Consider the following 24,606-nt stretch of genomic DNA (forward strand, 5'->3'; position numbering starts at 1 on the left):
CCGGACCGCAAACCGGCGGTTCCGGGACTTTCGGGTGCTCTGAATCATCTCCAGGTGAGGGAAGAATCCCGTGCAGTTCCGCCAACAGGCCCTCGCCAAGCTCCAGTCGCCGGAGGAACTCGACCTCCCGGTGCGCTTCGCCCGTCCGCAGGGCTGGCTCGTGATGTCCGTGACGGTGGTCGTGATGGCCGCCGCGTCGGTGTGGGCGGTGACCGGCTCGGTCGCGTCCACGGTGAGCGCGCCCGCCATCCTCACGCACGGGCAGGGCAGTTACATCCTGCAGAGCCCGGTCGCGGGCCAGGTCACCCAGGTGATCGCCGAGGAGGGCGAGCAGCTGCCCGCCGACTCCCCCGTGCTGAAGGTCCGTACGGCCGACGGCGACTCCGTCGTCCGTACCGTCGCCGCGGGCCGGGTCACCGCCCTCGCGGCCACCATCGGGCAGATCATCTCGACCGGTGCGAACGTCGCCGCCGTGGAGAAGGTCGCCCACGCGACCGACCCCCTGTACGCCACGGTGTACGTGCCCGCGGAGAACGCGGCCTCCATCCCGGAGGACGCGGCCGTGGACCTGACCGTGTCCTCGGTGCCGACCCAGGAGTACGGCGTGCTGCGCGGCCATGTGAAGTCGGTGGACCGCTCGGCGCAGTCGGCGCAGCAGATCGCCGCGTTCCTCGGGGACAGCCAGCTCGGTGAGCAGTTCACCAAGGACGGCCGTCCGGTCGCCGTCCTCGTGAAGCTGGACAAGTCGAAGGAGACGAAGAGCGGTTACCGGTGGTCCTCTGCCGAGGGTCCGCCGTTCGCCCTTACCTCCATGACCGTGGCCTCGGGCTCGATCCGGCTGGCCGACCAGCGTCCCGTCGATTGGCTGCTGCCGTGAGCACCGCACAGGACACCCGCGGCAGACGCCGCTCGGCCCCGCCCAAGCGCCCGGTTCCCAAGGGGAGGGCGAAGACGGTCCGTACGCCGACCGTCCTCCAGATGGAGGCGGTGGAGTGCGGCGCGGCCTCCCTCGCGATGGTGCTGGGCCACTACGGCAAGCACGTCCCGCTGGAGGAGCTGCGGATCGCCTGCGGTGTCTCCCGGGACGGCTCACGTGCCAGCAATCTCCTGAAGGCGGCCCGCAGTTACGGTCTGACGGCCAAGGGCATGCAGATGGACACGGCCGCCCTCGCCGAGGTGAGGACGCCGGCCGTGCTGTTCTGGGAGTTCAACCACTACGTCGTCTACGACGGCATGGGCCGCCGCTTCGGCCGCCGCGGGGTCTACATCAACGACCCCGGCAAGGGCCGCCGTTTCGTCCCCATGGAGGACTTCGACGGCAGCTTCACCGGTGTCGTGCTGGTGATGGAGCCGGGCGAGGGCTTCACCAAGGGCGGCCGCAAGCCCGGTGTGCTGGGCGCGATGCCGGCCCGGCTGCGCGGCACCGCGGGCACCATGCCGACGGCGGTCCTGGCGAGCCTGCTGCTGGTGCTGGTCGGCGCGGCCACCCCCGCGCTGAGCCGTACCTATATCGACATGTTCCTGATCGGCGGACAGACCTCGCTGCTCGGCGTGCTGTTCGCGTCGATGGGGGCCTGCGTAGCGCTCACCCTCGCCCTGACCTGGCTCCAGCAGGCGAACCTGCTGCACGGCCGGATCATCTCCTCGACCCTGTCCAGCGCCCGCTTCCTGCGCCATCTGCTGCGGCTGCCGGTGACGTTCTTCTCCCAGCGCAGCCCGGCCGACCTCGTCCAGCGCCTCCAGTCCAACGACCAGGTCGCCGAGACGCTGGCCCGGGACCTCGCGGCCGCCGGCGTCGACGCGGTGGTCGTCGTCCTGTACGCGATCCTTCTCTACACCTACGACCCGCAGCTCACCTATGTCGGCATCGGGGTGGCCCTGCTGAACGTGGTCGCCATGCGGATCGTGATCCGGCTGCGCGCCACCCGCACGGCCAAGCTCCGCGCGGACAGCGCCCGGCTCACCAACACCGCCTACACCGGCCTCCAGTTGATCGAGACCATGAAGGCGACCGGCGGCGAGGACGGCTACTTCCGCAAGTGGGCGGGACAGCACGCCACCACCCTTGAGGAGCAGCAGAAGCTGGGGGTGCCGAGCGCGTGGCTGGGCGTGGTCGCGCCGATGCTGGCCACCTTCAACAGCGCGCTCATCCTGTGGATCGGCGGCATGCGGGCCGTCGAGGGCGGTATCTCGGTCGGTCTGCTGGTCGCCTTCCAGGCCCTGGTCACCCGCTTCACCGCCCCGATCACCCGCCTCAACGGCGTGGCCGGGCGCATCCAGGACTTCGCGGCGGACGTGGCCCGCCTGAAGGACGTGGAGAACTTCAAGGCCGACCCGCTCTACGGCCGCCCCGGCGCCGGCGACTCGACGCGCCGCCTCCACGGCCACGTCGAGCTCCAGAACATCACCTTCGGCTACAACCCGCTCGACAAGCCGCTGCTCACCGGCTTCGACCTGACCGTCGGCCCGGGCCAGCAGGTGGCGCTGGTCGGCGGCTCCGGCAGCGGCAAGTCGACCGTCTCCCGGCTGATCTCGGGCCTGTACACGCCCTGGGAGGGCGTGATCCGCATCGACGGCAGGCGCCTGGACGACATCCCGCGCGGCGCGCTCGCCTCCTCGGTGTCCTTCGTCGACCAGGACGTCTTCCTCTTCGAGGGCTCGGTCCGCGACAACGTGGCGCTGTGGGACCCGTCGATCCCGGACGACGCGGTGGTGGACGCGCTGCGGGACGCGGCCCTGTACGACGTGGTCACGCGCCGGCCCGGCGGCATCCACAGCAGGGTCGAGCAGGACGGCCGCAACTTCTCCGGCGGCCAGCGTCAACGCCTGGAGATCGCACGGGCGTTGGTGCGCAGGCCCAGCATCCTGGTCCTCGACGAGGTGACCAGCGCGCTGGACGCGGAGACCGAGCTGGTCGTCATGGACAACCTGCGCAAGCGCGGCTGCGCCTGTGTCGTGATCGCGCACCGGCTCAGCACCGTGCGCGACAGCGACGAGATCGTCGTACTGCAACACGGCACGATCGTGGAGCGCGGGCGGCACGAGGAGCTGGTGGCGCGCGGTGGCGCGTACGCGGCGCTGGTCAAGGAACGGTGAGATGACGACCGCACACGAAGGGGATGTCGTCCTCAATGCCCTCGGGCAGATGGGCACGCGCATCGACTGCGCCGGTTTCAGCCGCCTGGACCTCGAAGGTCCGCAGGTGCTGTGGCTGGTCGTGTCGGGCGCGGTGGACCTGTTCGCGGTGGACGCCGAACAGCAGGGCCACTGGCACCACTTGGGCCGACTGGAGCCGGGCGCGCTGCTCCTGGGCCCCGTGGCCGGTCCCCAACACACGCTGGTGGCGCGGCCCTTGAGGGACTGTGTGGTCCACCGCATCGGCCTGCGCGAGCTGTACGAGCCGGCGAACACCCAGACCTGGTCGTACGACGAGTACGGCAACCCCCAGTACGTGCCGCCGACGACGAGCCCGCTGGAGTACGCCCTGGCGCTCGGTGTCGGCCGTAGCCTCTCCATCCTCTTCCAGGCGCCGATGGCCGACGAGCGGGCCGCGGCCCCCACCGACGACGACGTGTTCTGGATGCAGGTGCCGCCGGGCAGCGTGCAGTACGGCTCGCTCTACGGCGCCGAGGCCGCCGCCGACCTGCTGATGGACCCCGGGGTCTGGCAGTCCATGGTCGATCAGCAGTACCGGCTGCTGACCACGCTGGACCGCTGGATCGAGCAGCTGGAGCGCACCCACGAGACCAGGACGGCGGCCGGCATCAAGGCCGGTGAGGCGGTGCGCGCACAGGCCGACCGGACCCTGCTCGCGTCCATCGGCAAGTCGAAGCAGCGCGCGACGGCCGCCGACGCCGACGCGAGCTACGCGGCGTGCAGGCTGGTCGCCGACGCGGCCGGGATCACGCTCGCCGACAACGCGCAGGGCGGCACCGAGAGCGACCGTCTCGACCCGGTCGAGCGGATCGCCCTCGCCTCGCGCGTCCGCATCAGGTCGGTGCGCCTGGACGGCAGTTGGTGGCGGGACAACGTGGGGCCGCTGGTGGGTCACCGGGCCTTGTCAGGCGCGCCGGTCGCGCTGCTGTGGAGGCGCGGCGGCTATGTGGCCGTGCATCCGGCGACCGGGCGTGAGACGCCGATCGAGAAGGACAACGCGGAGGAGTTCGAGCCGCGCGCGGTGATGTTCTACCGTCCGCTGCCCGACCGGAAGCTGAGCCCGCTCGGGCTGGTCCGGTTCAGCATGCGCGGCACGGGCGGCGATGTGACGAACCTGCTGCTCAGCGGTCTGGTGACGGTGGCGATCGGGGCGCTGTTGCCGATCGCGACCGGCAAGGTGCTCGGCGAGTTCGTGCCGAAGGCGCAGACCGGTCTGATCGTGCAGGTGTGTCTGGCGGTGATGGTCAGCGGTGTGGTGACGGCGGCCTTCATGCTGCTCCAGAACCTCACCATGCTCCGCCTGGAGGGCCGCATCGAGGCGACCCTCCAACCGGCCGTCTGGGACCGGCTGTTGAGGCTGCCGACCAAGTTCTTCACCGAGCGCTCGACCGGCGAACTGGCCAGCCAGGCCATGGGGATCTCCTCGATCCGCCGGATGATGGCGGGCATCGGTCCGACGGTCGCCCAGTCCGTGACCGTCGGTGCGATGAACCTTGGCCTGCTGTTCTGGTACAGCGTCCCGATGGCGATGGCGGCGATCGGCATGCTCGTCGTCATCGCCGCCGGATTCCTCGGGCTCGGGCTGTGGCAGGTGCGCTGGCAGCGACGGCTCGTGGTGCTCGGCAACAAGCTGAACAACCAGGCCTTCCAGACCCTGCGCGGACTGCCCAAGCTCCGGGTCGCGGCGGCCGAGAACTACGCGTACGCGGCCTGGGCCTCGGAGTTCGCCCGCAGCCGCGAGCTCCAGCAGAAGGTCGGCCGGATCAAGAACCTCACCACGGTGCTGGGTTCGGTCTATCTGCCGCTGTGCACCCTGCTGATGTTCATGCTGCTGGCGGGCCCGGCGCGCGGCTCGATGTCGGCGTCCGCGTTCCTCACCTTCAACACCTCGGTGACCATGCTGCTGACCGCGGTCACCTCACTCACCGGCGCGTTCGTCTCGGCGGTGGCCGTGCTCCCCCTGTTCGAGGAGATCAAGCCGGTCCTGGAGGCGCAGCCGGAGGTGCGCACCGCGAGCACCCGGCCGGGCCCGCTGACTGGGGCGATGGAGGCCCGCAGGCTCTCCTTCCGCTACTCCGACGACGGTCCCCTGATCCTGGACGACGTGTCCTTCGAGATCCGGCCCGGCGAGTTCGTGGCGATCGTCGGCCCCAGCGGCTGCGGCAAGTCGACCCTGCTCAGGCTGCTGATCGGCTTCGACCGCCCGGTCTCCGGGAGTGTCCTCTACGACGGTCAGGACCTGGCGGCCCTCGACCAGTCGGCGGTGCGCAGGCAGTGCGGTGTCGTGCTCCAGCACGCCCAGCCGTTCACCGGGTCCATCCTGGACGTCATCTGCGGCACCGAGCCCTACACGCCCGAGGAGGCGATGGCGGCGGCCGCGATGGCGGGGCTGGCGGAGGACATCCAGCGGATGCCGATGGGGCTGCACACCATCGTCTCGGGCAGCGGGGCCATCTCCGGCGGTCAGCGCCAACGGCTCATGATCGCGCAGGCGTTGATCCGGCGGCCGCGGATCCTCTTCTTCGACGAGGCGACCAGCGCCCTGGACAACGACACCCAGCGCACGGTCATCGAGTCCACCAAGGCCCTCAACGCCACCCGGGTCGTCATCGCCCACCGCCTGTCCACGGTGCTGGACGCCGACCGGGTGATCGTGATGGAGAACGGCAAGGTCGCCCAGCAGGGGCCGCCCGCGCAGTTGCTCGCGGACACCGGCGGCCGGCTGCACGAGCTGGTGCGGCGGCAGATGGCGTGAGCGGTCACTCCGTCCCCGGGACCGGCGCGCCGGAGGGGATCCCGGCGTCGACGTACGCCTCGTAGAGGTCCTGCCACGGTCGGCTCTCGGGGTGCTCGCCGCGGGCGCGGGCGTCGAGGGCGGCCAGGCACACCTCCCAGCCCGCGCCGTTGCGGGCGGCGGTGTCGGCGGCGCTCAGGACGTTGGTGAGCGTGAAGCGGGTCCGCTTCTCGTCCAACGCCTCCAGGTCGAAGTGGAGTTCGTCCCCGCCCCACTCGAAGGACAGGTGACGGGGCTCGTCGACGGCGATGACCCGGCCCGTGGAGTCCTCCATGTGGGGGTCGCCGCTGAACCTGATCGTGCCGCCGGGGCGCAGTTCGATCTCGGCGCGGGACGGGAACCAGTGGGCGAGTTCCTCGGTGTCGGTGACGAAGTGCCAGACGCGGGCGACGGGATGGTCGTAGGTGCGGCTGAAGCGCACGGCCGGGCGGCCGTCGTCCAGGGTCAGGTAGGTGCCGGTGAGGTCTGCGGCCATGGTGGATCAGTCCTTCGGTGCGGGGTGCTCGGGGGTGTCCGGCGCGGTCTCGTCGAGGCGGCGGCCCAGCGCGTCGAGGCTGCCGTTCCAGAGCGTGCGGTACGGGGCCAGCCATGCGTCGAGCGCGGCCATCGGAGCCGGGTCGAGGGCGTGGACACGCCGTTGCGCGTCCTGCCGTACCCGGACCAGGCCCGCCTCCCTGAGCACCTTCAGATGCTTCGAGGCGCTCGGCTGGCTCAGTCCGCACTCCTGGGACACCTCTCCGACGGACCGGGGCCGCTCCAGGAGCAGCGCGACGATGGCCCGCCGGTGGGGATCGGCGAGGGCGGTCCAGAGCGCGGAGTCGGACATGGCTTCAATATGCCTCGGTGGTTATATTCCAGTCAAGGAATACAGCCGGGCCACGGCCGTTCAGTCGCCCACTCCAGCGAAACGTTGCCGTTTCGCTGAATGTGGTCTAGCCTCGACGTGTACGAAACCGTTTCGTTTAAGAACGGGTCCCAGCCGACTTTCCCTGGAGTGGTTTCCCATGTCCGAGAAGACCCTGACCGAGAGCGGTCGGGACAGCGCCGTCGACGCGCAGCCAGAAGCCTCGGCCAAGCGATGGTGGATCCTCGCCGTCGTCGCCCTCGCCCAGCTGATGGTCGTCCTGGACGCCACCATCGTGAACATCGCCCTGCCCTCGGCTCAGGCCGACCTCGGCTTCTCCGACGGCAACCGGCAGTGGATCGTGACCGCCTACGCGCTGGCCTTCGCCTCGCTCCTGCTGCTCGGCGGCCGGATCGCCGACCTGTTCGGCCGCAAGACGGCCTTCCTCATAGGCGTCGTCGGCTTCGCCGCCGTCTCCGCGCTCGGCGGTGCCGCCACCAACTTCGAGATGCTCGTCACGGCCCGCGCCCTCCAGGGTGCCTTCGGCGCGCTCCTCGCGCCCGCCGCGCTCTCCCTGCTGAACACGACGTTCACCGACGCCCGCGAGAAGGCCAGGGCGTTCAGCGTCTACGGCGCCATCGCCGGCGCGGGCGGTGCGGTGGGCCTGCTGCTCGGCGGCATCCTGACCGACGCCCTCGACTGGCGCTGGACGCTCTACGTCAACGTCGTCATCGCCGTCGTCGCCTTCGCGGGCGGCTGGGTCCTGCTGCACAACCACCGTGACGCGGCCAACTCCAAGCTGGACGTGCCCGGCACCCTGCTCGTCGCCGCCGGTCTCTTCTCCCTGGTCTACGGCTTCTCCAACGCCGAGACGCACGACTGGAGCTCGCCCGAGACCTGGGGCTTCCTGATCGCGGGCGGTGTGCTGCTGACCGCCTTCGCCTGGTGGCAGACCCGCGCCGCGCACCCGCTGCTGCCGCTGCGCATCCTGCTGGACCGCAACCGCGCCGCCTCCTTCCTGGCCGTGCTGATCTCCGGCGGCGGCATGTTCGGTGTCTTCCTCTTCCTCACCTACTACCTCCAGCTGAACCTGGGCTTCAGCCCGACCAAGACGGGCGTGGCGTTCCTCCCGATGGTGGCCGCGCTGATGGTCGCGGCCCAGGTCAGCACCACGACGCTGGTCCCCCGGATCGGCCCGAAGGTGGTCATCCCGCTGGGCTTCGCGGTCGCCGCGGTCGGCATGGCCTGGCTCACCGGGATCGGCGTCGGCTCCAGCTACCTGTCCGCCGTACTGCCGCAGCTGATCGTGACCGGCTTCGGCCTCGGACTGGTCATGCCCCCGGCCATGCAGCTGGCCACCGGCGGGGTCGCGGCCGAGGACGCGGGCGTCGCCTCCGCCACCGTCAACGCCATGCAGCAGGTGGGCGGTTCGATCGGTACGGCGCTGCTGAACACACTGGCCGCGAGCGCCGCCACCGACTACCTGGCGGGCAAGGACCCGACGAACAAGCTGGTCCAGGCCCAGGCCACGATCGAGAGCTACACCACCGCCTTCTGGTGGTCGGCGGGCCTGTTCGCCGTCGGCGCGCTGATCGCCTTCCTGCTCTTCCGGCGCGGGGTGCCGGAGCAGGACGCGAGCGCCGCTCCTGTCGTCCACATGTAAGAGCCCCACAGGTCGACCCGCCAGGGAGAGCCGCACGATCCGAAGGGCCGCCGTCCGCAGGGAGACGGCGGCCCTTCTCGCTGCCGTGGGGTCCCTGACCGGCCTCTGCCGTACGCACAGTGCGGTCGCTGTGGCGCAGAGCGACGACCGGAAGGGACGACCGGCGTTGGAGCGGGCCTCCTGTGGGTACCCACAGGTCCATGCGAATAAGCGTGGTGGATGTGGGGTCGAACACCGTCCGTCTGGTCGTGGCGGACGCCGAGGACGGGGTGCCGCTGCCGGTGCACACGGCGAAGTGGCGGCTCCGGCTCTCCGACGACGTGCGGCCGGGCGGGCCGGTACCGGAGGAGGCCGTGGAGCGGCTGGTGGAGGCGGTCGAAGGGGCGAACCGGACCGCGGCGAGATGGGGCGCGGCCGGGCCGCTGGCCTTCGCGACCGCCGTCGTAAGGGCGGCGCCCAACCGTCAGGAGGTGCTCCGTACCGTCCGGCAGCGGACCGGCGTCGGGCTGTACACCCTGCCCGGCGAGGTGGAGGCCGAGCTCACGTTTCTCGGGGCGCGGCGCTGGATGGGCTGGCGGGCCGGGCCGCTGGCGCTCATGGACATCGGTGGCGGCTCGTTCGAGGTCGCCTTCGGGCGCGGTCGGCTGCCGGACTTCGTGGCCTCGCTGCCGTTGGGCGCGGGCCGGCTGACCCATGAGTTCTTCGAGGGCCAGGACCCGCCGCCCCCGGAGCTGGTCCGGGCGCTGCGCCGCAAGGTCCGCCATCAGTTGCGGGACGTGGCGGCCCGGATCCGCTGGGAGGGCCCGCGCACCGCGGTGGCCACCTCGCGGACCTTCCAGCAGCTGGGACGGCTGTGCGGGGCGCCGGCCGGACGCCACGGCCCGTTCATGGAACGGCAGTTGCGCCGTTCCGACCTGCGTGAGGCGGTGTCCTGTCTGGCCGCGCTGCCGTCCGCGCAGCGGGCCGAACTGCCCGGCATCTCCGCCCCGCGCGCCCTGCAGAGCCTGGCGGGCGCGGTGATCGGGCACACGGCGATGAAGCTCACCGGCCTCGAGACCGTCACGATCTGCCCCTGGGCGATCCGTGAGGGGGTGCTGCTGCGGCACATCGAGGACGGTCCCTCCTGGTGGGCGGAGATCGCCCGCCGAAACGAGGAGGACACGCTCCCGGACCCGGTGCCGCTGCGCATCGCGGCCGCCACCCGCTGAACGGGACGAACAGGAAGGAGACATCCGTGTCCGAGAAGAGGCAGAAGCCGGACACCGCGCTGGACGAGGTCATCCGCGAGGTCGAGGACGCCGAGCGGCGCACCCACGAGTCGGAGGAGAAGCGTGCGCACCGGGGCGAGGCGGGGGACGCCCTCACCCCCAACACCCGCGCCCAGGAGGAGTCCGAAGGAGAGTGACCTGCCCGGGCGGCGCGCTCGTCGCTCCGGGCAGGTCGGCGAGCGTGGCCGGGCCCGCCCGGTGCGGCCGGGTTCGTCGCCCGGACAGCCGGGTTCTGGTCCGGGCCCAGCTGCCGGTACGTCCACGCCTGGCCGGGCACGGAGCAGCCGACCCGGTGAATGGTGCCAAGCACCTCACGAGGCTGATCCAGACGCGCGGGTGACGTGCCCCGCCCCGGGTACTCGGCGCCCATGCCACACGATCGTCATCAGGAACCATCGCTGCCGTCCGCCCGGGGTCCGGTCTCCGCGGCCGTCCGGGAGTATCTGCTCGGCACCGGACCACTGCCCCGCCACGAGGCCGTCGCGGGCGCGGACGTGTACGGCGACGACCTCCAGCTCGCCCTGTACCTCTGCTACGAACTGCACTACCGCGGCTTCGCGGACGTCTCCCCCGACCGCGAGTGGGACCCGGACCTGCTGCGCACCCGGGCGGCCCTGGAACACCGCTTCCTGTCCGCGCTGCGCACCGACACCCCGGCGCACGACAGCGTCGAGGACGCGCTCGCCGACCTGCTGGTCGAGCCGGTCGAGGGCACCGGGGTCAGCCACTTCCTGAGCAAGGAGGGCGAGCTGTGGCAGGTCCGCGAGTACGCGGCCCAGCGCTCGCTGTACCACCTCAAGGAGGCCGACCCTCACGCGTGGGTGCTGCCCCGGCTGTGGGGGCGGGCCAAGGCGGGCATGGCGGCGGTGGAGTTCGACGAGTTCGGCGGCGGCCGCCCCGAGCGCGTCCACGCCCGCCTCTTCGCCGACCTGATGACGGACCTGGGCCTGGACACGACGTACGGGCACTACCTGGAAGCGGCGAGCGCGGAGATGCTCGCCACGGTGAACCTCATGTCGCTACTGGGTCTGCACCGCAGCCTGCGCGGCGCGCTGGTGGGACACTTCGCCGCGGTCGAGATCACCTCCTCGCCCGGCTCCCGGCGGCTCGCCGACGCGATGCGCCGCACCGGTGCCGGACCGGCCGCCGAGCACTTCTACGACGAGCACGTCGAGGCGGACGCCGTCCACGAACAGGTCGTACGCCACGACGTCATCGGCGGTCTGCTGGCCGAGGAGCCGCATCTCGCCCCGGACGTGGCCTTCGGCATCGACGCCACCGGATACGTCGAGGACCGCTTCGCCGCCCGCCTGCTCGACGACTGGCGCGCCGGACGCTCGTCCCTGCGGACACTCGAGGCGTCCGAAACCTCCCATATTTTCTGAATGTAAGGGTACTTGGCCGACGTGAGATCACTGACTCCGCCTTTGGCCCTCCCCGGTGTGTACGCCCCGCAGGAGGACACCGCGCTCCTTGCCGGAGCCCTGTCCGAAGAACCACTGCCACCGGGAGCCCACGTCCTGGACGTCGGTACCGGCACCGGTGCGCTGGCACTCCAGGCGGCGCGTCGGGGCAGCCGGGTGACCGCGGTCGACGTGTCCTGGCGTGCCGTGTGCACGGCCCGGGCGAACGCCTGGCTGACCGGGGCGTCGGTCCGCGTCCACCGGGGGAACCTCTTCACACCGGTGCGGGACCAGTCGTTCGACCTCATCCTGACCAACCCGCCGTACGTCCCCGCCCCCACGGGGAACGGCCGGCCACCGCGCGGACGGGCGCGGGCCTGGGACGCGGGGCACGACGGGCGGTCCGTGCTGGACCGGGTCTGCCGGGAGGCACCCGGCCTGCTGCGCCCCGGGGGTGTGCTGCTGATCGTGCACTCCGCACTGAGCGATCCCGGGCGGACCGTGGGACATCTGCGCGGGGCGGGCCTCAAGGCGGCCGTGACCCGCCGTCACAGGATCGCTTTCGGACCGGTGTTGCGGGAGCGGGTGGACTGGCTGCGGGAGCGCGGCCTGCTGACCCCCGACGCCACCGACGAGAAGGAAGAGCTGGTGGTCGTCCGTGCCGAACTCCCCCTCTGACGGCGACCGTCCGTGCCGCGTCCGGATCCAGCAACGGGGCCCGCTGCTGGTGGAGGGCCCGGTGGAAGTGGAACTGGAGGACGGCAGCACGGTCACCTCCGACCGCTTCCGGGTGGCCCTGTGCACGTGTCGGCGCAGTCGCCGCTATCCCTGGTGCGACACCAGCCACCGGGAACGCAAGCGTCCGTAGACACCGAGGACAGAAGTCAACTCAGTTGACAGGAATTCACCAGGTCGAGTGAACCGGATCGTGCGGATCCCGCTGGACGGATGGCCCGGGCCGGCCCGGGGTGGCTACGGAGCCTCGCGACGGCGGGCTTCCTCGCGGAGCACCTCGACGCGGCGACCGCGACCGCCGGGCCCGATGTGGTGGTCGACCTCCGGCACGTCGAGTTCTGCTCGGGGCTGCGGGTGGTCGCCGACGGGCCCCGGCTGCACCGGTTGCTGCGCGCCTCGGGCCTGTGGGCCCGCTTCCCGCCGCTGCCGGCGATTCCCCGGCGGGTCTGAGCCGAGGGGCCGGCGGACGGCCCCACTCCGTCCGCCGGCCCTCGGTGCGGGAGCGCGGGGTTCCGTGAGAGGGGCGGCACTCCCCAACTGCGGGCCCCTCGGGCAGATCACGGCACCACACGATCCCGGTCTCTCAGAACGTGAAGACGCTGGTCCCGTAGGAGTTCTTCACGCACTCGTTGGCGAAGGTCCGCTCGTAGGAGACGCGCTTGCCCCGCCAGACGCCGTCGACCGTGACCACCACGGGGTCGTACTCCCGGGTGCACTGGACGTCCGATCTGTCCGCCAGGGCGTCGAAGTCCCCGTCGACGGCGCGCAGTTCCGCGCAGGCCGGGCTCGCGGCCGGATGGGTGCCCGAGGGCCTCGGGGCACAGGTCAGGGTCACGGCCCGTTCCGGGGTGACGGTGGCGGCGCTGTCGCCGTGGCCGAGGGTGAGCACGAGAGCCGAGGGGGCGTACAGGCTCAGGGGGGCGGCGGCCGGCTCGGCGAGCGCGGCCCCGGTCAGGGGTCCGCAGACGGCGGTGGCCGTGAGGCCGAGGGTCGCTGCCCAGCGCGCGGTGTTCCGCATTGTGTGCATCCTTCCGCTGGATTCGAGGGTGTCGCCGTCCGACTCGGTCGGTGCCGGAGCGGCGAGCGCGAGTCTGCCGAGTCCTGGCCCGAACTTCACATCGACCCCATGGCTTTCAGTAACCTTGCGTGTTGAATCAGTGGCGCGAAGTCACATCATCCGAACAACAGAGCCCCTCAACTGGGCGGTTCTCGATCACTCGATCCGGCCGGATGGCCTGTTTACCCCACCTCGGCAATAGGCCTGAAACATTCCGCTTCTGCTCTCGGCAGACCCCTCCCCAGCCCCTTGCGTTCAGCGGGAAGTGGAGTAATCGTCATTACATGATTACTCAAGAGCAACGAGACAAGTTGCGCGGCTGGTTCACCGGCCGCCTGCCCGACGATCTGTTCGAGGCCCTGGTCGAGGTGGTCGTCGACCGTGAGGAGATCACCGTGATCGGCCGCATCCCCGGGCCGCGGCTCGACGAGGGTGTCTCGGCCGCCGAGCGGGAGGCCGCCGTGAAGGGCCGGATCCAGGAGTTCCGGGAGCGCACCCGGCAGGAGCGGATGGAGGTGGCCCGCGAGGCCGAGCACTCCTTCCGCCGCAAGGTGTCGTGGGGTGTGGAGTGCGACGGCGAGCGCGCCCTGTTCACGCATGTCGCGGCGCCCGTCATGACCCGGCTGCGGCAGCCCGAGCGCCAGGTCCTGGACACCCTCATCGCCGGCGGGGTGGCCCGCAGCCGAAGCGACGCGCTCGCCTGGTGCGTCCGGCTGGTCCAGCGGCACACCGACGACTGGCTCGCCGAACTGCGGGAGTCCCTGGAACACGTGCAGCGGGTGCGGGCGCAGGGGCCGGACGCCGAGGAGGTGGCCGATCCCTCCACCGAGGACTCCGAGAACGAATGAAGCATCCACTGTCCCGGGCGGCACGGCGGGCCGTGTCCTGGGCGTCACGGCGGGCCGTAGCGTCGGCATACCCCAGCAGGACGGCAGCCGCGTGCGCCGCACATCCCGTGGCGCACGCGGCTGCCGTCGCCCAAGGGCAGATGGCCACCCGTCACCGGCCCGGGGCGTTGTCGGTGCCCTCGGCTAGATTGCGGGCATGACCAACTTCGTACTGGTGGCGGGCGCGAGGCTCGGGGCGTCGGCGTGGGACGAGGTCGCGGCGGAACTGCGCGCGGCCGGGCACGAACCGCGCCCGCTGACCCTGTCGGGCCTCGCGGAGAAGCGGGGCGTACCGGCGGGACAGCAGACGCATGTGCGGGACATCGTCGACGAGGTCGAGCGGCTGGATCTGCGCGAGGTGGTGCTGGTCGGGCACAGCTACTCGGGCGTCCCGGTGGGGCAGGCGGCCCAGCGGATCGGCGGCAGGCTGCGGCGCGTGGTGTTCGTCGACTCGAGCGTCCCCGTCGACGGGGAGTCCTTCCTGGACGGCTGGCCCAGTGACGACGTCCGCAGGACGATCGAGGAGAGCGGCGGCTTCTGGCGGCCCGTGGGCCCGGAGCACTACGCCGACCAGGGTCTGACGGACGAGCAGATATCCCGGATCATCGACCGCTCGTCCCCGCATCCGGGTGCGACGCTCACCGAGCCCGCCGTCCTCACCGGCCCCCTCGACAAGCTCCCGGCCACCTACATCAAGTGCCTCCTCGACGGCGAGGAGCCGATGCCGGTCGTGGCCGAACTGCTGAAGAACGAGAGCTGGGAACTGGTCGAGATGGACACCGGGCACTGGCCGATGTTCTCCCGGCCCCGCGAACTGGCCGGGATCCTCGCCGAGCTCGGGGCCTCCTGACCGGTGGCCCGGCACACCGACGGACGGCCACGGGGTGCCCTCCCCCTCCTGACCAGCGCCCGGCCGTGGATATCGTCGACGCACTCGACGACGAGAGGCGGTTCGGACGGATGGCCAAGCACTGGGCGGACTTCCAGTACGAGATCTACCTGAACGGCATGTCCGGCGCGGTGCCCCGGCTGCCCACCGACCTGACCCGGCTCGAGGAGCTCACCGAGCAGCGGCTCGGCCCCGGCCCGGTGGGCTATGTGGCGGGCAGCGCGGGCGACGGCAGTACGGCGCGGGCGAACCGGGCGGCCCTGGAGCGGCGCCGGATCGTCCCCCGCATGCTGCGGGACGTGCACCAACGCGACCTGTCGGTCGAGGTGTTGGGCCGTGCCCTGCCCGCCCCGCTGGCCCTGGCGCCGGTCGGCGTGCTGTCGATCATGCACCCGGACGCGGAGTCCGCCGCCGCCCGGGCCGCCGCCGCGCAGGGGGTGCCGTACATCCTGTCGTCGGCCTCCAGCACGCCGATGGAGCAGGTCGCCGAGGCGATGGGGGACGCCGAGCGCTGGTTCCAGCTGTACTGGCCGAAGGACCCCGAGGTCGCGCTCAGCTTCCTCGGCCGGGCGAAGGCGGCCGGGTACACGGCCCTGGTCGTCACCCTGGACACCCCGCTGCTGTCCTGGCGGCCCCGCGACCTCGACCAGGCGTATCTGCCGTTCCTGCACGGCGTGGGCACCGCCAACTACTTCTCCGACCCGGCGTTCCAGGCGGGCCTGGCCAAGCCGGTGCACGAGGACCCGAACGCGGCCGTGCTGCACTTCGTGGGCATGTTCGCGGACCCCGGCAAGACCTGGCCCGACCTCGCGTTGCTCCGGGAGCACTGGGACGGCCCGATCGTCCTCAAGGGCGTCCTGCACCCGGACGACGCCCGGCTCGCCGCCGACGCCGGGATGGACGGGGTCGTGGTCTCCAACCACGGCGGCCGGCAGGTGGCCGGGTCCGTCGCCGCGGCCGACGCGCTGCCCCGGGTGGTGGAGGCGGTCGGCGACCGGCTGACGGTCCTCTTCGACAGCGGCATCCGCACCGGCGACGACGTCTTCAAGGCCCTCGCCCTCGGCGCCCGCGCGGTGCTGCTCGGACGGCCGTACGTCTACGGTCTAGGGCTCGACGGACAGCCCGGCGTCGAGCATGTGATCCGCTGCCTGCTCGCCGAACTGGACCTCACGCTCGCCCTGTCGGGCCACGCGACCCCGGCGACGATCGGCCCCGACGACCTCGTGGAGGACCGCGTGTGACCTCGTGGAGGACCGCACGTGACGGGGAGGCCTCCTCGAAGGGAGACCTCCCCGTTGGGACCGGCTCGCGGCGGGACCGTCCCTAGGCCCGGTCCCTGAGCTCAGCGGGCCGGGCCTGCGGGGCTTCGCTCCCCGTGACCGACAGCGAACCAGGGCTCGCGTTCGCGGCCGGGTCGGTCAGCCAGCGCTGCTGCTCCGAGCGGTCGCGGACCTTGACGACGATGTCGGCGCCCGGGTCGTCGGTGGTGGCGGCGAGGGCGAGCTGCTCGTCCCAGCGCGGGATCAACTCCCCCTGCACGGTGAGGTCGTAGCGCACGTCCTCGGCCCGCTTCGCCCGGTCGTCGGCGCACTTGCCGAGGATGACCACACCCGCGTCCACGTGCGAGTCCAGGCACAGCTCCGGGTTCGCCTCGCTGCGCAGCAACCCGTCGGTCTCGTACGACCACTGCTGGGTCACATCGGTCGAGCAGGCCGCCAGTTCGGTGCCGGCGCCCTCCTTCACCGTGCCCCGGATGTCGAGGCAGAGGTCGGCGGCGTCGTTGCGCAGCCGGGTCACGGCCGGCGCGGTGGGGAGCTGGGCGGGGCCCGGGGTCCGGGTGCCCGCGCTCGGGGCGGTGTCGTTGCCCGTGGCGCTGGTCGAGGCGGCCGGGTCGGCGCCGTCGTCGTGCGACCACAGGCCGGAGGCGAGCATCGCCGCGAGGAGGCCCGCGGAGGTCAGGCCCACCCCGGTGAGCACCGTGCGCGAGGAGCGCAGTCCCCCGGCCCCGCCGGGACTTCGGCGGCCTGGGGTCGGGATGCGCGCCAGGAGGCGGCGCCGTTCCGCGCCGTGCCGACCGCTCCCCCGGCCGCGCCCGGAGTCCTGGGGCGTACGCCCGGCGCGCAGTTCGAGATAGCGCCGGGCACCCCAGCCGAGCACCGCCTCGGCGACGAGGACTCCCAGCCCGCCCTCGAAATGGCTCAGTTGTTCCGCGGCGGAGCGGCAGTATCGGCACTCCGAGAGATGCTGCTGGACATCCGGCAGCAGGGCGCCGCCGCGCCGAATCGGAACATCGAGGAGGCGGTTGTAGAAGCGGCAATCCTTGGTCGGCGCGAGTTCCCGATGGGCATGTACACATCCTTCCCGGAATTTTTCACGTGCCTGTTCGAGCGCCGTCGACGCGGTGTCGGTATCCATGCCGAGGAGTGCGGCGGGCACCGCAATGGACTCCGCCTCCACCTCGGTGTGCCACAGCAGACAGCGGGCGAGTCCGGGAAGGGACTGGAATGACCGCTCGGCGAGCTTGCGGTTTTCGGGCGTCATGGACTTCGCGGCCCGCATCCCGCGACCGCCGTTCGGTTTCACCAAGTCCGGCAGTACACCTGTTATTCGGTCCTCGGCCGTCCACTCCCTGACCGTGTCCCGCACGGCCACGAGGGTTCTGGGGCGCAGCGCGAGGGCCGGTTCGCCGAGCGCGAGGCGGTCCAGGACCTGGTGGAAGGCGGCCGCGGCCACCATGGAGGCGGTCTCGGACGGGGAGGCGAGGCAGATCACCGCGTATTCGTGGGCCGGTTTCCAGTGGCGGGCCATGAGCAGGGCGACGGACTGGGCGGCCTCACCGTCGGGACGCCCCCTGAGCCGGGCTGCGAGATCCTCGTCGGACTCTCCGGACGCGCCGCCCGGCGGCGGGTAAGGCGGGAGCGGTGGGTGGGGGGTGGGCACTGAGCGGATTCCTTCCCAGGGGCATGGGACTCACAGAAGTTCTCCTTGCCGAAAAGAAGTGCCGGACGGGGCATCCCTTTTGGGCGCGGCGTGGGAAGCACGAATTCGCCGACGCCTCTCCGCCCCGGTTCCCCACGGGACGAATGCGACTCGGCCCTTGCCCCCCACACAGGTGGTTCACCCTTGCACAAGTCACTCACGGCCAACAAGGCACCTGAGCAACATCCACGTCAATGGAAAGACAGCCGGACGGCCTCGCAACTGCGTGCCCTCGTACCGGCTTTCGACATTCCATGCGCCCCGTGTGAAACCCGCGCACGCGCCGGAGCGCCGCGCACGCTCCCCCGGCGCGGCGACCGGTAGTGCACTGGTACCGGCCCTTCTCGGAGGCCCCGCGCGGAACGGCGGCTCTTCCGCGCGAAACCCCGGCCGCCGACCCCGTTCCTCCCGCCCTCGGTCGGCGGCCCCGGGGGCGGGACGGTCGGCGTCCGGCCGGGACGGCTCGACCCGGGTCAGCTTCCCCACAGCCCCGGAACCCGGGTCACCGGCCCCCGGCTCGGCGGCCCTCATCGCCTCAGCTCTGCGGGGACTCAGCCCTGCCGGAACGCAGCTCTGCCGCGACTCAGCGCTGTCGGAACTGCGCCCTGCCGCGACTCAGATCTGCCAGGAACGCAGCCGGTCCGCCGCGCCGTACACGTCCGTCTTGCCGGAGATCAGATCGCGGGCGAGGTCGACGAGGGCGCCGTAGGGCGGGTCGATGCCGACGCCGCTGACGAACATGTACGCCACCGCGGTGGCACAGGCGAAGCGGGCGTTGGCCGACGGTAAGGGCTTGAGCAGGGCCAGGGTGTGCAGCAGGGCGGCGGCCCGCCAGGCCGGGTCGGAGTCGACGCCGAGGCGCGGCGGATCGACCCGGTGCCGGGCGACGGCGGCGACGAGGGCCGAGAAGTCGTTGATCGTGGGCTGTTCGGGCAGGACCTCTTCGTGCCGCTGGAGCAGCCAGGGCACGTCGATGTGGACGACGGAAGCCATCGGTCAGGCGACCCGCCCCGCGCCCTTGCCGGCCGGTTCGTCCTCGGGGAAGGCGGCGGCGAACTCGTCGGCGTGGGCGGAGAAGAACCGCCGGAACGCCTCCGCGCCTTCCTGGAGCGCCCGGTGCCGGGCGATGTCGGCCGCGGCGGCCTCCCGCACGAGGGCCTTCATCGACGTACCGCGCTCCTTGGCGATCTGGCGCAGGTCCTCTAGCTCACGATCGCTGAACTCCACGTTGAGAGCTGGCATGCCACCACGGTACCGCGCGGGTACTTGACCGTAAATATCCGCAGGTCAAGAAGGTGCCCATGCGGTACCTCAGTCGCCGGAACGCGGTGTCCGGATGCCGCCGGACGGCAGGTGGACGGCACCCCACACTCGAAGGCGGGCCCGCGGAACCGACAGCGAGGAGCACGACATGACCGTCACCCCCGAGCGGGCACGCGCCCGGGTCGCCGCGACCGACTGGGCCGGGCTCGCCGCCGAGTTGGACACGCACGGCTGTGCCCCGACGGCCCCGCTGCTGACGCCGGCCGAGTGCCGGGACCTCACGGCGCTCTACGGGAGACCGGAGCTGTTCCGGACCACCGTGGACATGGCACGGCACCGGTTCGGTTCGGGCGAGTACCGCTATTTCACCCACGACCTGCCCGCCCCGGTCGCCGCCCTGCGCGCCGCGTTCTACCCCCGTCTGCTCCCCGTCGCCCGCGACTGGGCGGCCCGCCTCGGCCGCCCGGCGCCCTGGCCGGACTCCCTCGAGGAGTGGCTGGAGCGCTGTCACACGGCGGGCCAGAACCGCTCGGCACAGATCCTGCTGCGCTACACGGAGGGCGACTGGAACGCGCTGCACCGGGACGTCTTCGGCGACCTGGTCTTCCCGCTCCAGGTCGTGATCGGTCTCGACGAGTACGGCACGGACTACACCGGCGGCGAGTTCCTGATGGTCGAGCAGCGTCCCCGGGCCCAGTCCCGAGGCTCGGCGACCGTGCTGCCCCGGGGTCACGGCGTGGTCTTCACGACCCGCGACCGCCCGGTGCGCACCCGACGCGGCTGGTCGGCCGCGGCGATGCGGCACGGGGTGAGCGTCGTCCGCTCGGGCCGCCGGCACGCGCTGGGGATCGTCTTCCACGACGCGTCCTAGCCGCACGCCGGCGTAGACACGCCGGCGTAGGCGGGGCGGTAGGCGGCTCGGGCCGACCCGCCCCGATGAGGCGTGGGTCACATTCCTGCCGCTCGATGTCACAAACCCGCCCCTCGGAGGCCTCGCAGTAGTGAGCGCGCGACTGGGAGGCCCACGCGATGTCCGAGATTCCCGTACCCGGTACGGAAGACCCCACCGGTGTCTTCGTCGAGCACCGAGAGCTGCTGTTCGGCGTCGTCTACAACATGCTGGGCAGCGTCACCGACACCGAGGACGTGCTCCAGGAGACCTGGCTGTCGTGGTCGCGGCGGGGTGCCGGCGGAGTCGACAACCCGCGCGCCTACCTGGTCCGGATCGCCGTCAACCACGCCCTGAAGCGCCGGGCCGTGGTCAACCGCCGCCGCGAGACGTACGTCGGCCCGTGGCTGCCCGAGCCCCTGGTCACCGAGGAGACGGGCGCCGACGACCCGGCGCTGCGGACCGAGTCCGTGTCGCTCGCGATGCTGGTGGTCCTGGAGTCGCTGTCGCCGCTGGAACGCGCGGTGTTCGTGCTCCACGAGGTGTTCGGGTACGCCCACACCGAGATCGCGGAGATCATCGACCGCAAACCGGCCGCGGTACGGCAGTTGGCGCACCGCGCGCGGGACCATGTGCACGCCCGCCGGCCGCTGTACGAGGCGCATCCGCGGGTGCGCCGGGAGGCGACCGAACGGTTCGTGCGGGCCGCGGTCGGCGGGGACATCGCCGAGCTGATGGAGGTCCTCGCGCCGGACGTGACGGTGTGGACGGACGGCGGCGGGATGCGCAAGCAGGCGCTGCGGCCGGTGCACGGGCGGGACAAGGCCGCCCGGCTGCTCAACGGGTACGCGAAGCGGGGCGGGGCCCACCTGGATCTGGAGCTGCGCTACCGGCGGGTCAACGGCGACGACGCGGCCGTGCTGTTCGAGCGGGACGCGCCGTACGCGGTGATCGTCCTGGACCTCACCCCGGAGGGCGACCGGGTCTCGAACCTCTTCGTCGTCACCAACCCCGACAAGCTCACGCACGTCAAGAAGGAGGAGGCGTGACCACCACGGAGCGCCCGGCGCGGACGGGCAAGGGCGAGCGGTTCTCCGGCTGGCTCGACGGCCGGCTCGGCACCCGCACCCTCGGCGCGAAGTACCTGCGCAAGGTCTTCCCGGACCACTGGTCCTTCCTGCTGGGCGAGATCTGCCTGTACAGCTTCGTCGTGCTGATCCTGACCGGGGTGTGGCTCACCCTGTTCTTCCACCCGTCGATGAACGAGGTGACCTACCACGGCAGTTACACGCCCCTGAACGGGGTGCGCATGTCGGAGGCGTACGCCTCGACGCTGGACATCAGCTTCGACGTACGCGGTGGGCTCCTGATCCGCCAGCTGCACCACTGGTCGGCGCTGATCTTCGTCGCCGCGATGCTCACGCACATGATGCGGCACTTCTTCACCGGCTCGTTCCGCAAGCCGCGCGAGGTCAACTGGCTGTTCGGCTGGGCCCTGTTGTTCCTGGGCCTGTTCGAGGGCCTCTTCGGCTACTCGCTGCCGGACGACCTGCTGTCGGGCACGGGCCTGAGGTTCGTCTACGGCGCCACCCTGTCGGTGCCGATCGTCGGGACGTATCTCGCGCTGTTCCTGTTCGGCGGCGAGTTCCCCGGCCATGACATCGTGGCCCGCTTCTACTCGCTGCACATCCTGGTGATCCCCGGCATCATGGCGGCCCTCGTGGTGGCCCATCTGATCCTGGTGGTCTACCACAAGCACACCCAGTTCGCGGGCCCCGGGAAGACCGAACGCAACGTGGTCGGCACCCCGTTCTTCCCGGTGTACCTGGCGAAGGCGGGCGGCTTCTTCTTCCTGGTGTTCGGAGCGCTCACGCTCATCGCGGCCGTGGCGTCCATCAACCCGGTCTGGTCGTACGGCCCCTACCGCGCCGACCAGGTCTCCACCGGCGCCCAGCCGGACTGGTACCTCGGGTTCGCCGAGGGCCTGGTGCGGGTGATGCCGGGCTGGGAGATCACGCTGTGGGGCCACACGCTGATCCTCGGGGTGCTGATCCCGGTCGTGATCTTCCCGCTGCTGCTGGTCTTCATCGGCGTCTACCCGTTCCTGGAGGCCCGGTTCACCAAGGACAGGCGGGAGCACCACCTCCTGGACCGCCCGCGCAACAGGCCGGTCCGTACCGCGATCGGCGCGTCCTGGATCAGCCTGTACCTGATCCTGCTGGCGGGCGGCGGCAACGACATCGTGGCGACCCGGCTCCACCTGTCGATCAACACGGTCACCTGGGCCGTGCGGATCGGCATGTTCGTCGTTCCGGCGGTCGTCTTCGTCGCCACCCGGCGGATCTGCCTGGGTCTGCAACTCCAGGACCGGGAGCTGGTGTTGCACGGCCGGGAGACCGGGGTGATCAAGCGGCTGCCGCACGGTGAGTACGTCGAGGTGCACCAGCCGCTCGATCAGGCCCGGCTCCACACGCTCACCGCGCACGAGCGGCCCGGTGAGCTGGTGGAGCATGCTCAGGTCAGCCTTGATCCGCCACGAAGGACGCCATCCGGGTCAGGGCCGAGTTCCAGTTGATGGTGTGCTCGTTGGTCGACCAGGACTGGATGTCGTCGATGTAGCAGAACTGGCCGACACAGCCCTGGAGTTTGCTCTGTGCGTAGGGGTCCTGGATGGAGGAGTTGGGCCCGCCGGCGAGGGTGCCCTTCGGCGGGTTGGGCTGGCTCGGGTCGAGCTGGTGGGCGTACCAACGGGCGTGCTGGTTGTGGGAGTTGACCTCGCCGTAGCCGGTGACGTACGAGATGTTCAGGGCGTTGCGGCCGAAGATGTAGTCGAGGCCCTGGAGAGCGCCGTCCCGGTACTTCGAGGCGCCGGTGATGTCGTAGGCGGTGGCGATGACGATCCCGTTGTGCAGGATCTGGTGGTTGGAGCCCCAGTCGTAGAGGTTGCCCTCGGGGGCGTACGGCATGCCGTACGGGTGGGCCTTCAGGGTGGCCAGGTAGCGGTCGGCGCCCTTGACCACCGACTGGCGGACCTTGTCCCGGCCGGGCAGCTTGCTCGGCACGGTCGCCAGGTCCAGCCGGGCGGCCGCGGCCGTGCGGGCCCAGTCGTAGCCGACGGGGACGAAGATGTCGGCGGTGTGCACGGGTGAGGCGAGGACGTGGTCCTGGAAGGCCTTCTCCCCCGTGGTGAGGTACAGCTCGGCCGCCGCCCAGTAGAACTCGTCGGTGACGTTGTTGTCGGCGTAGGTGCCGCCGCCGGTGCCGTCGCTCTCCGAGGCGTACAGGTCGGGGTGGGCGAGGGCGGCGGTCCAGGCCTTGCGGGCGGCCGCCAGGGCCTTCGCCGCGAACGCCTTGTCGTACGGCTTGTACAGGCGGGCGGCCTGCGCGGCCGTCGCGGCCAGGTTGAGGGTCGCCGCGGTGGACGCCGGGTGCAGCTCACGCTTCTGCGGGTCCTCGCTCGGCAACAGCGGCAGGCCGGTCCACTGCTCGTCGTGGATCTTGTGATGGGCCATCCCGGCCAGCGGCTGACCGTCCGGCACCTGCATCTTCAGCAGGAACTCCAGCTCCCAGCGCGCCTCGTCGAGGATGTCCGGGACCTTGTTGCCGCTCTCGGGGATGGCGAGGGTGCCGTCGCCGAGCTTCCCGGGCTCCCCAGTGCGGGCGAGCAGCTCGCGTTCGTAGGTGCTCAGCACCTCCCAGGTGGAGATGCCGCCGTTGACGACGTACTTGCCGTGGTCGCCGGCGTCGTACCAGCCGCCGGTCACGTCGAGGGTGTAGTCGCAGACACCGGGCTGGCAGGGCACGTCCTTGTCGCCCTGGTTCGGGGCCACGTTGACGTGTCCTGCGGCGCGGCCGTAGCCCGGGCGCAGGTCGTCGCGGATCGCGATGCCGCTGCGCTGGGTGTAGTAGTACTTCGCCGCGTCGAGGCGGAGCTGCTCGTAGGCCGAGGCGCCGATGTCGAAGGGCCGGCTGGTCTCGCCGTCGGCGACCAGGGTGAACCCGGTCCCCTTCTTCTTGTAGGCGCCGAAGTCGATCGAGTGGACGTTCTGCCCGGAGGAGGCGTCGACGCCGCGCGGCAGGGTCGAGCCGTGGGCGACGACGGCGCCGGAGGCGTTCTTGAGCTGCCAGGGCAGCTTGGTCGTGGCGTCGGTGACCAGGGTGGCGTTCTTCGGCCCGGCGGGCAGATAGGCGACCTGGTTGACCCGCACGCGCGGTCCGGTGTCGGGCTCGTACACCTCGGGCGGGACCCCGCCGAGCAGGGACACGTCGTCCATGCAGTAGCGGAACGGGTCGGCGCTGCCGCCGAGCTGGAAGCCGACCTGGCCCTGCGCGGTGTCGACGGGCGAGGTGAACGTGTACGAGTAGGAGTTCCCGGACACGCTCAGCTGCGGGCTTACCTCGAACCAGGTGTCGTAGGGCGCCACTTGCAGCCCGACGATGGCCCGCACGACATGCCCCTCGGGCGAACCCTTCGCGGTGAAGGAGAACTTGTACGACTCCCCCTTCACCAGGGTCACGTCGTTCTGGCCGACGGCCGCGTCCCAGCGGTTGGCGGTGCCGCCCGGGATGTCCGCGCAGAGCTGTCCGTCGGACAGGCCGGCGGTGACGTTGCTGGTCGTCCACCAGGGCGCGGTGGTGGTGTCGAAGGTGCCGTTCTTGAGCTGCTCGACCTCGTCGGCGGCGGCCGGGGCGACCGGCGAGGCCACAAGTGCCGCTCCCAGCAGGGCGGTCAGGGACAACAAGGCGGTTCTGCGTCTGTTCACGTCCGGGCTCCTCGGG

The 24,606-nt window shown here is 71.4% G+C and carries 23 protein-coding genes; 16 read left to right on the top strand and 7 right to left on the bottom strand.

What is annotated here, in order from left to right; genetic code table 11:
* Nucleotides 1-70: 70 nt before the first annotated feature.
* From OHN19_RS02750 to OHN19_RS02760, 3 genes are read left to right on the top strand one after another with little or no spacing between them, the layout of a single operon-like run.
* The gene (locus OHN19_RS02750; RefSeq protein ID WP_330262544.1) at nt 71-877 is read left to right on the top strand and encodes an HlyD family efflux transporter periplasmic adaptor subunit; all 807 of its coding nucleotides are present in this window, start codon (nt 71-73) and stop codon (nt 875-877) included.
* Nucleotides 874-3,096, top strand: coding sequence for an NHLP family bacteriocin export ABC transporter peptidase/permease/ATPase subunit (locus OHN19_RS02755; protein ID WP_330262545.1), 2,223 nt, complete (start codon nt 874-876; stop codon nt 3,094-3,096). Before OHN19_RS02750 ends, OHN19_RS02755 begins: the two co-directional genes overlap by 4 nt.
* A 1-nt stretch (nt 3,097) precedes the next feature.
* On the top strand, nt 3,098-5,911 hold the full coding sequence (locus OHN19_RS02760) for an NHLP bacteriocin export ABC transporter permease/ATPase subunit (RefSeq protein WP_330262546.1): 2,814 nt from the start codon (nt 3,098-3,100) through the stop codon (nt 5,909-5,911).
* 4 nt (nt 5,912-5,915) lie between these two features.
* Here the strand turns inward: OHN19_RS02760 and OHN19_RS02765 are convergent, their stop codons facing one another.
* Both OHN19_RS02765 and OHN19_RS02770 read right to left on the bottom strand, forming a co-directional pair.
* Nucleotides 5,916-6,425, bottom strand: coding sequence for an SRPBCC family protein (locus tag OHN19_RS02765; RefSeq protein WP_330262547.1), 510 nt, complete (start codon nt 6,423-6,425; stop codon nt 5,916-5,918).
* 6 nt (nt 6,426-6,431) lie between these two features.
* Entirely contained in the window at nt 6,432-6,776 is a 345-nt protein-coding gene (locus tag OHN19_RS02770) for a metalloregulator ArsR/SmtB family transcription factor (protein WP_330262548.1), read from the bottom strand.
* 178 nt (nt 6,777-6,954) lie between these two features.
* Between OHN19_RS02770 and OHN19_RS02775 the strand changes: the two genes are divergently transcribed.
* The 7 genes from OHN19_RS02775 (at nt 6,955) to OHN19_RS02805 (ending at nt 12,313) form a co-directional block, all read left to right on the top strand.
* Nucleotides 6,955-8,457 carry an MFS transporter gene (locus OHN19_RS02775; RefSeq protein WP_330262549.1) on the top strand — a complete coding sequence of 501 codons (1,503 nt, stop codon included), beginning with the start codon at nt 6,955-6,957 and terminating at the stop codon, nt 8,455-8,457.
* A 200-nt stretch (nt 8,458-8,657) separates the two neighbouring features.
* On the top strand, nt 8,658-9,665 hold the full coding sequence (locus OHN19_RS02780) for a Ppx/GppA family phosphatase (protein ID WP_330262550.1): 1,008 nt from the start codon (nt 8,658-8,660) through the stop codon (nt 9,663-9,665).
* A 26-nt stretch (nt 9,666-9,691) separates the two neighbouring features.
* Entirely contained in the window at nt 9,692-9,862 is a 171-nt protein-coding gene (locus OHN19_RS02785; RefSeq protein WP_330262551.1) for a hypothetical protein, read from the top strand.
* A 231-nt stretch (nt 9,863-10,093) separates the two neighbouring features.
* Nucleotides 10,094-11,110: an iron-containing redox enzyme family protein gene (locus OHN19_RS02790; RefSeq protein WP_330262552.1), complete on the top strand. Its 1,017-nt coding sequence runs from the start codon at nt 10,094-10,096 to the stop codon at nt 11,108-11,110.
* A gap of 12 nt (nt 11,111-11,122) precedes the next feature.
* The gene (locus OHN19_RS02795) at nt 11,123-11,806 is read left to right on the top strand and encodes a HemK2/MTQ2 family protein methyltransferase (RefSeq protein ID WP_330262553.1); all 684 of its coding nucleotides are present in this window, start codon (nt 11,123-11,125) and stop codon (nt 11,804-11,806) included.
* Nucleotides 11,787-11,996 (top strand): CDGSH iron-sulfur domain-containing protein, encoded by a 210-nt coding sequence (locus OHN19_RS02800; protein WP_330262554.1) that lies wholly within the window; start codon nt 11,787-11,789, stop codon nt 11,994-11,996. The genes OHN19_RS02795 and OHN19_RS02800 overlap by 20 nt, the downstream gene beginning before the upstream one ends.
* 80 nt (nt 11,997-12,076) lie before the next feature.
* Nucleotides 12,077-12,313, top strand: a complete 237-nt coding sequence (locus tag OHN19_RS02805; protein ID WP_330262555.1) for a hypothetical protein — start codon at nt 12,077-12,079, stop codon at nt 12,311-12,313.
* Nucleotides 12,314-12,446: 133 nt separating this feature from the next.
* Here the strand turns inward: OHN19_RS02805 and OHN19_RS02810 are convergent, their stop codons facing one another.
* Nucleotides 12,447-12,881 carry a protease inhibitor gene (locus tag OHN19_RS02810; protein WP_330262556.1) on the bottom strand — a complete coding sequence of 145 codons (435 nt, stop codon included), beginning with the start codon at nt 12,879-12,881 and terminating at the stop codon, nt 12,447-12,449.
* 323 nt (nt 12,882-13,204) lie between these two features.
* Between OHN19_RS02810 and OHN19_RS02815 the strand changes: the two genes are divergently transcribed.
* The 3 genes from OHN19_RS02815 to OHN19_RS02825 all read left to right on the top strand — a co-directional run bounded on the left by OHN19_RS02815 (nt 13,205) and on the right by OHN19_RS02825 (nt 15,937).
* Nucleotides 13,205-13,768, top strand: a complete 564-nt coding sequence (locus OHN19_RS02815) for a hypothetical protein (protein WP_330262557.1) — start codon at nt 13,205-13,207, stop codon at nt 13,766-13,768.
* Between the two features lie 196 nt (nt 13,769-13,964).
* Nucleotides 13,965-14,657, top strand: coding sequence for an alpha/beta fold hydrolase (locus OHN19_RS02820; protein WP_330262558.1), 693 nt, complete (start codon nt 13,965-13,967; stop codon nt 14,655-14,657).
* Nucleotides 14,658-14,767: 110 nt separating this feature from the next.
* A complete protein-coding gene (locus OHN19_RS02825) occupies nt 14,768-15,937 on the top strand; it encodes a lactate 2-monooxygenase (RefSeq protein ID WP_330269516.1) in 1,170 nt (389 codons plus the stop codon).
* Nucleotides 15,938-16,019: 82 nt separating this feature from the next.
* On the opposite strand, the gene OHN19_RS02830 is transcribed toward OHN19_RS02825, so the two are convergent.
* From OHN19_RS02830 to OHN19_RS02840, 3 genes are all read right to left on the bottom strand, one after another.
* The gene (locus OHN19_RS02830; protein ID WP_330262559.1) at nt 16,020-17,636 is read right to left on the bottom strand and encodes an RICIN domain-containing protein; all 1,617 of its coding nucleotides are present in this window, start codon (nt 17,634-17,636) and stop codon (nt 16,020-16,022) included.
* A 654-nt stretch (nt 17,637-18,290) separates the two neighbouring features.
* Nucleotides 18,291-18,668: a hypothetical protein gene (locus OHN19_RS02835; protein ID WP_020134791.1), complete on the bottom strand. Its 378-nt coding sequence runs from the start codon at nt 18,666-18,668 to the stop codon at nt 18,291-18,293.
* 3 nt (nt 18,669-18,671) lie between these two features.
* Nucleotides 18,672-18,917 carry a hypothetical protein gene (locus tag OHN19_RS02840; RefSeq protein ID WP_030323130.1) on the bottom strand — a complete coding sequence of 82 codons (246 nt, stop codon included), beginning with the start codon at nt 18,915-18,917 and terminating at the stop codon, nt 18,672-18,674.
* A gap of 169 nt (nt 18,918-19,086) precedes the next feature.
* Here OHN19_RS02840 and OHN19_RS02845 point away from each other — a divergent pair, with 169 nt between their 5' ends.
* The 3 genes from OHN19_RS02845 (at nt 19,087) to OHN19_RS02855 (ending at nt 22,402) form a co-directional block, all read left to right on the top strand.
* A complete protein-coding gene (locus OHN19_RS02845; protein WP_330262560.1) occupies nt 19,087-19,809 on the top strand; it encodes a 2OG-Fe(II) oxygenase in 723 nt (240 codons plus the stop codon).
* Nucleotides 19,810-19,967: 158 nt separating this feature from the next.
* A complete protein-coding gene (gene sigJ / locus OHN19_RS02850) occupies nt 19,968-20,876 on the top strand; it encodes an RNA polymerase sigma factor SigJ (protein WP_330262561.1) in 909 nt (302 codons plus the stop codon).
* Nucleotides 20,873-22,402: a cytochrome bc complex cytochrome b subunit gene (locus OHN19_RS02855; RefSeq protein ID WP_330262562.1), complete on the top strand. Its 1,530-nt coding sequence runs from the start codon at nt 20,873-20,875 to the stop codon at nt 22,400-22,402. The genes sigJ and OHN19_RS02855 overlap by 4 nt, the downstream gene beginning before the upstream one ends.
* Here OHN19_RS02855 and OHN19_RS02860 read toward each other — a convergent pair.
* Nucleotides 22,347-24,590: a glycoside hydrolase family 9 protein gene (locus OHN19_RS02860; RefSeq protein ID WP_330262563.1), complete on the bottom strand. Its 2,244-nt coding sequence runs from the start codon at nt 24,588-24,590 to the stop codon at nt 22,347-22,349. The genes OHN19_RS02855 and OHN19_RS02860 overlap by 56 nt on opposite strands.
* Between the last annotated feature and the right edge of the window lie 16 nt (nt 24,591-24,606).

This window comes from Streptomyces griseorubiginosus (assembly GCF_036345115.1).
Taxonomy (GTDB): Bacteria; Actinomycetota; Actinomycetes; order Streptomycetales; family Streptomycetaceae; genus Streptomyces; species Streptomyces griseorubiginosus_C.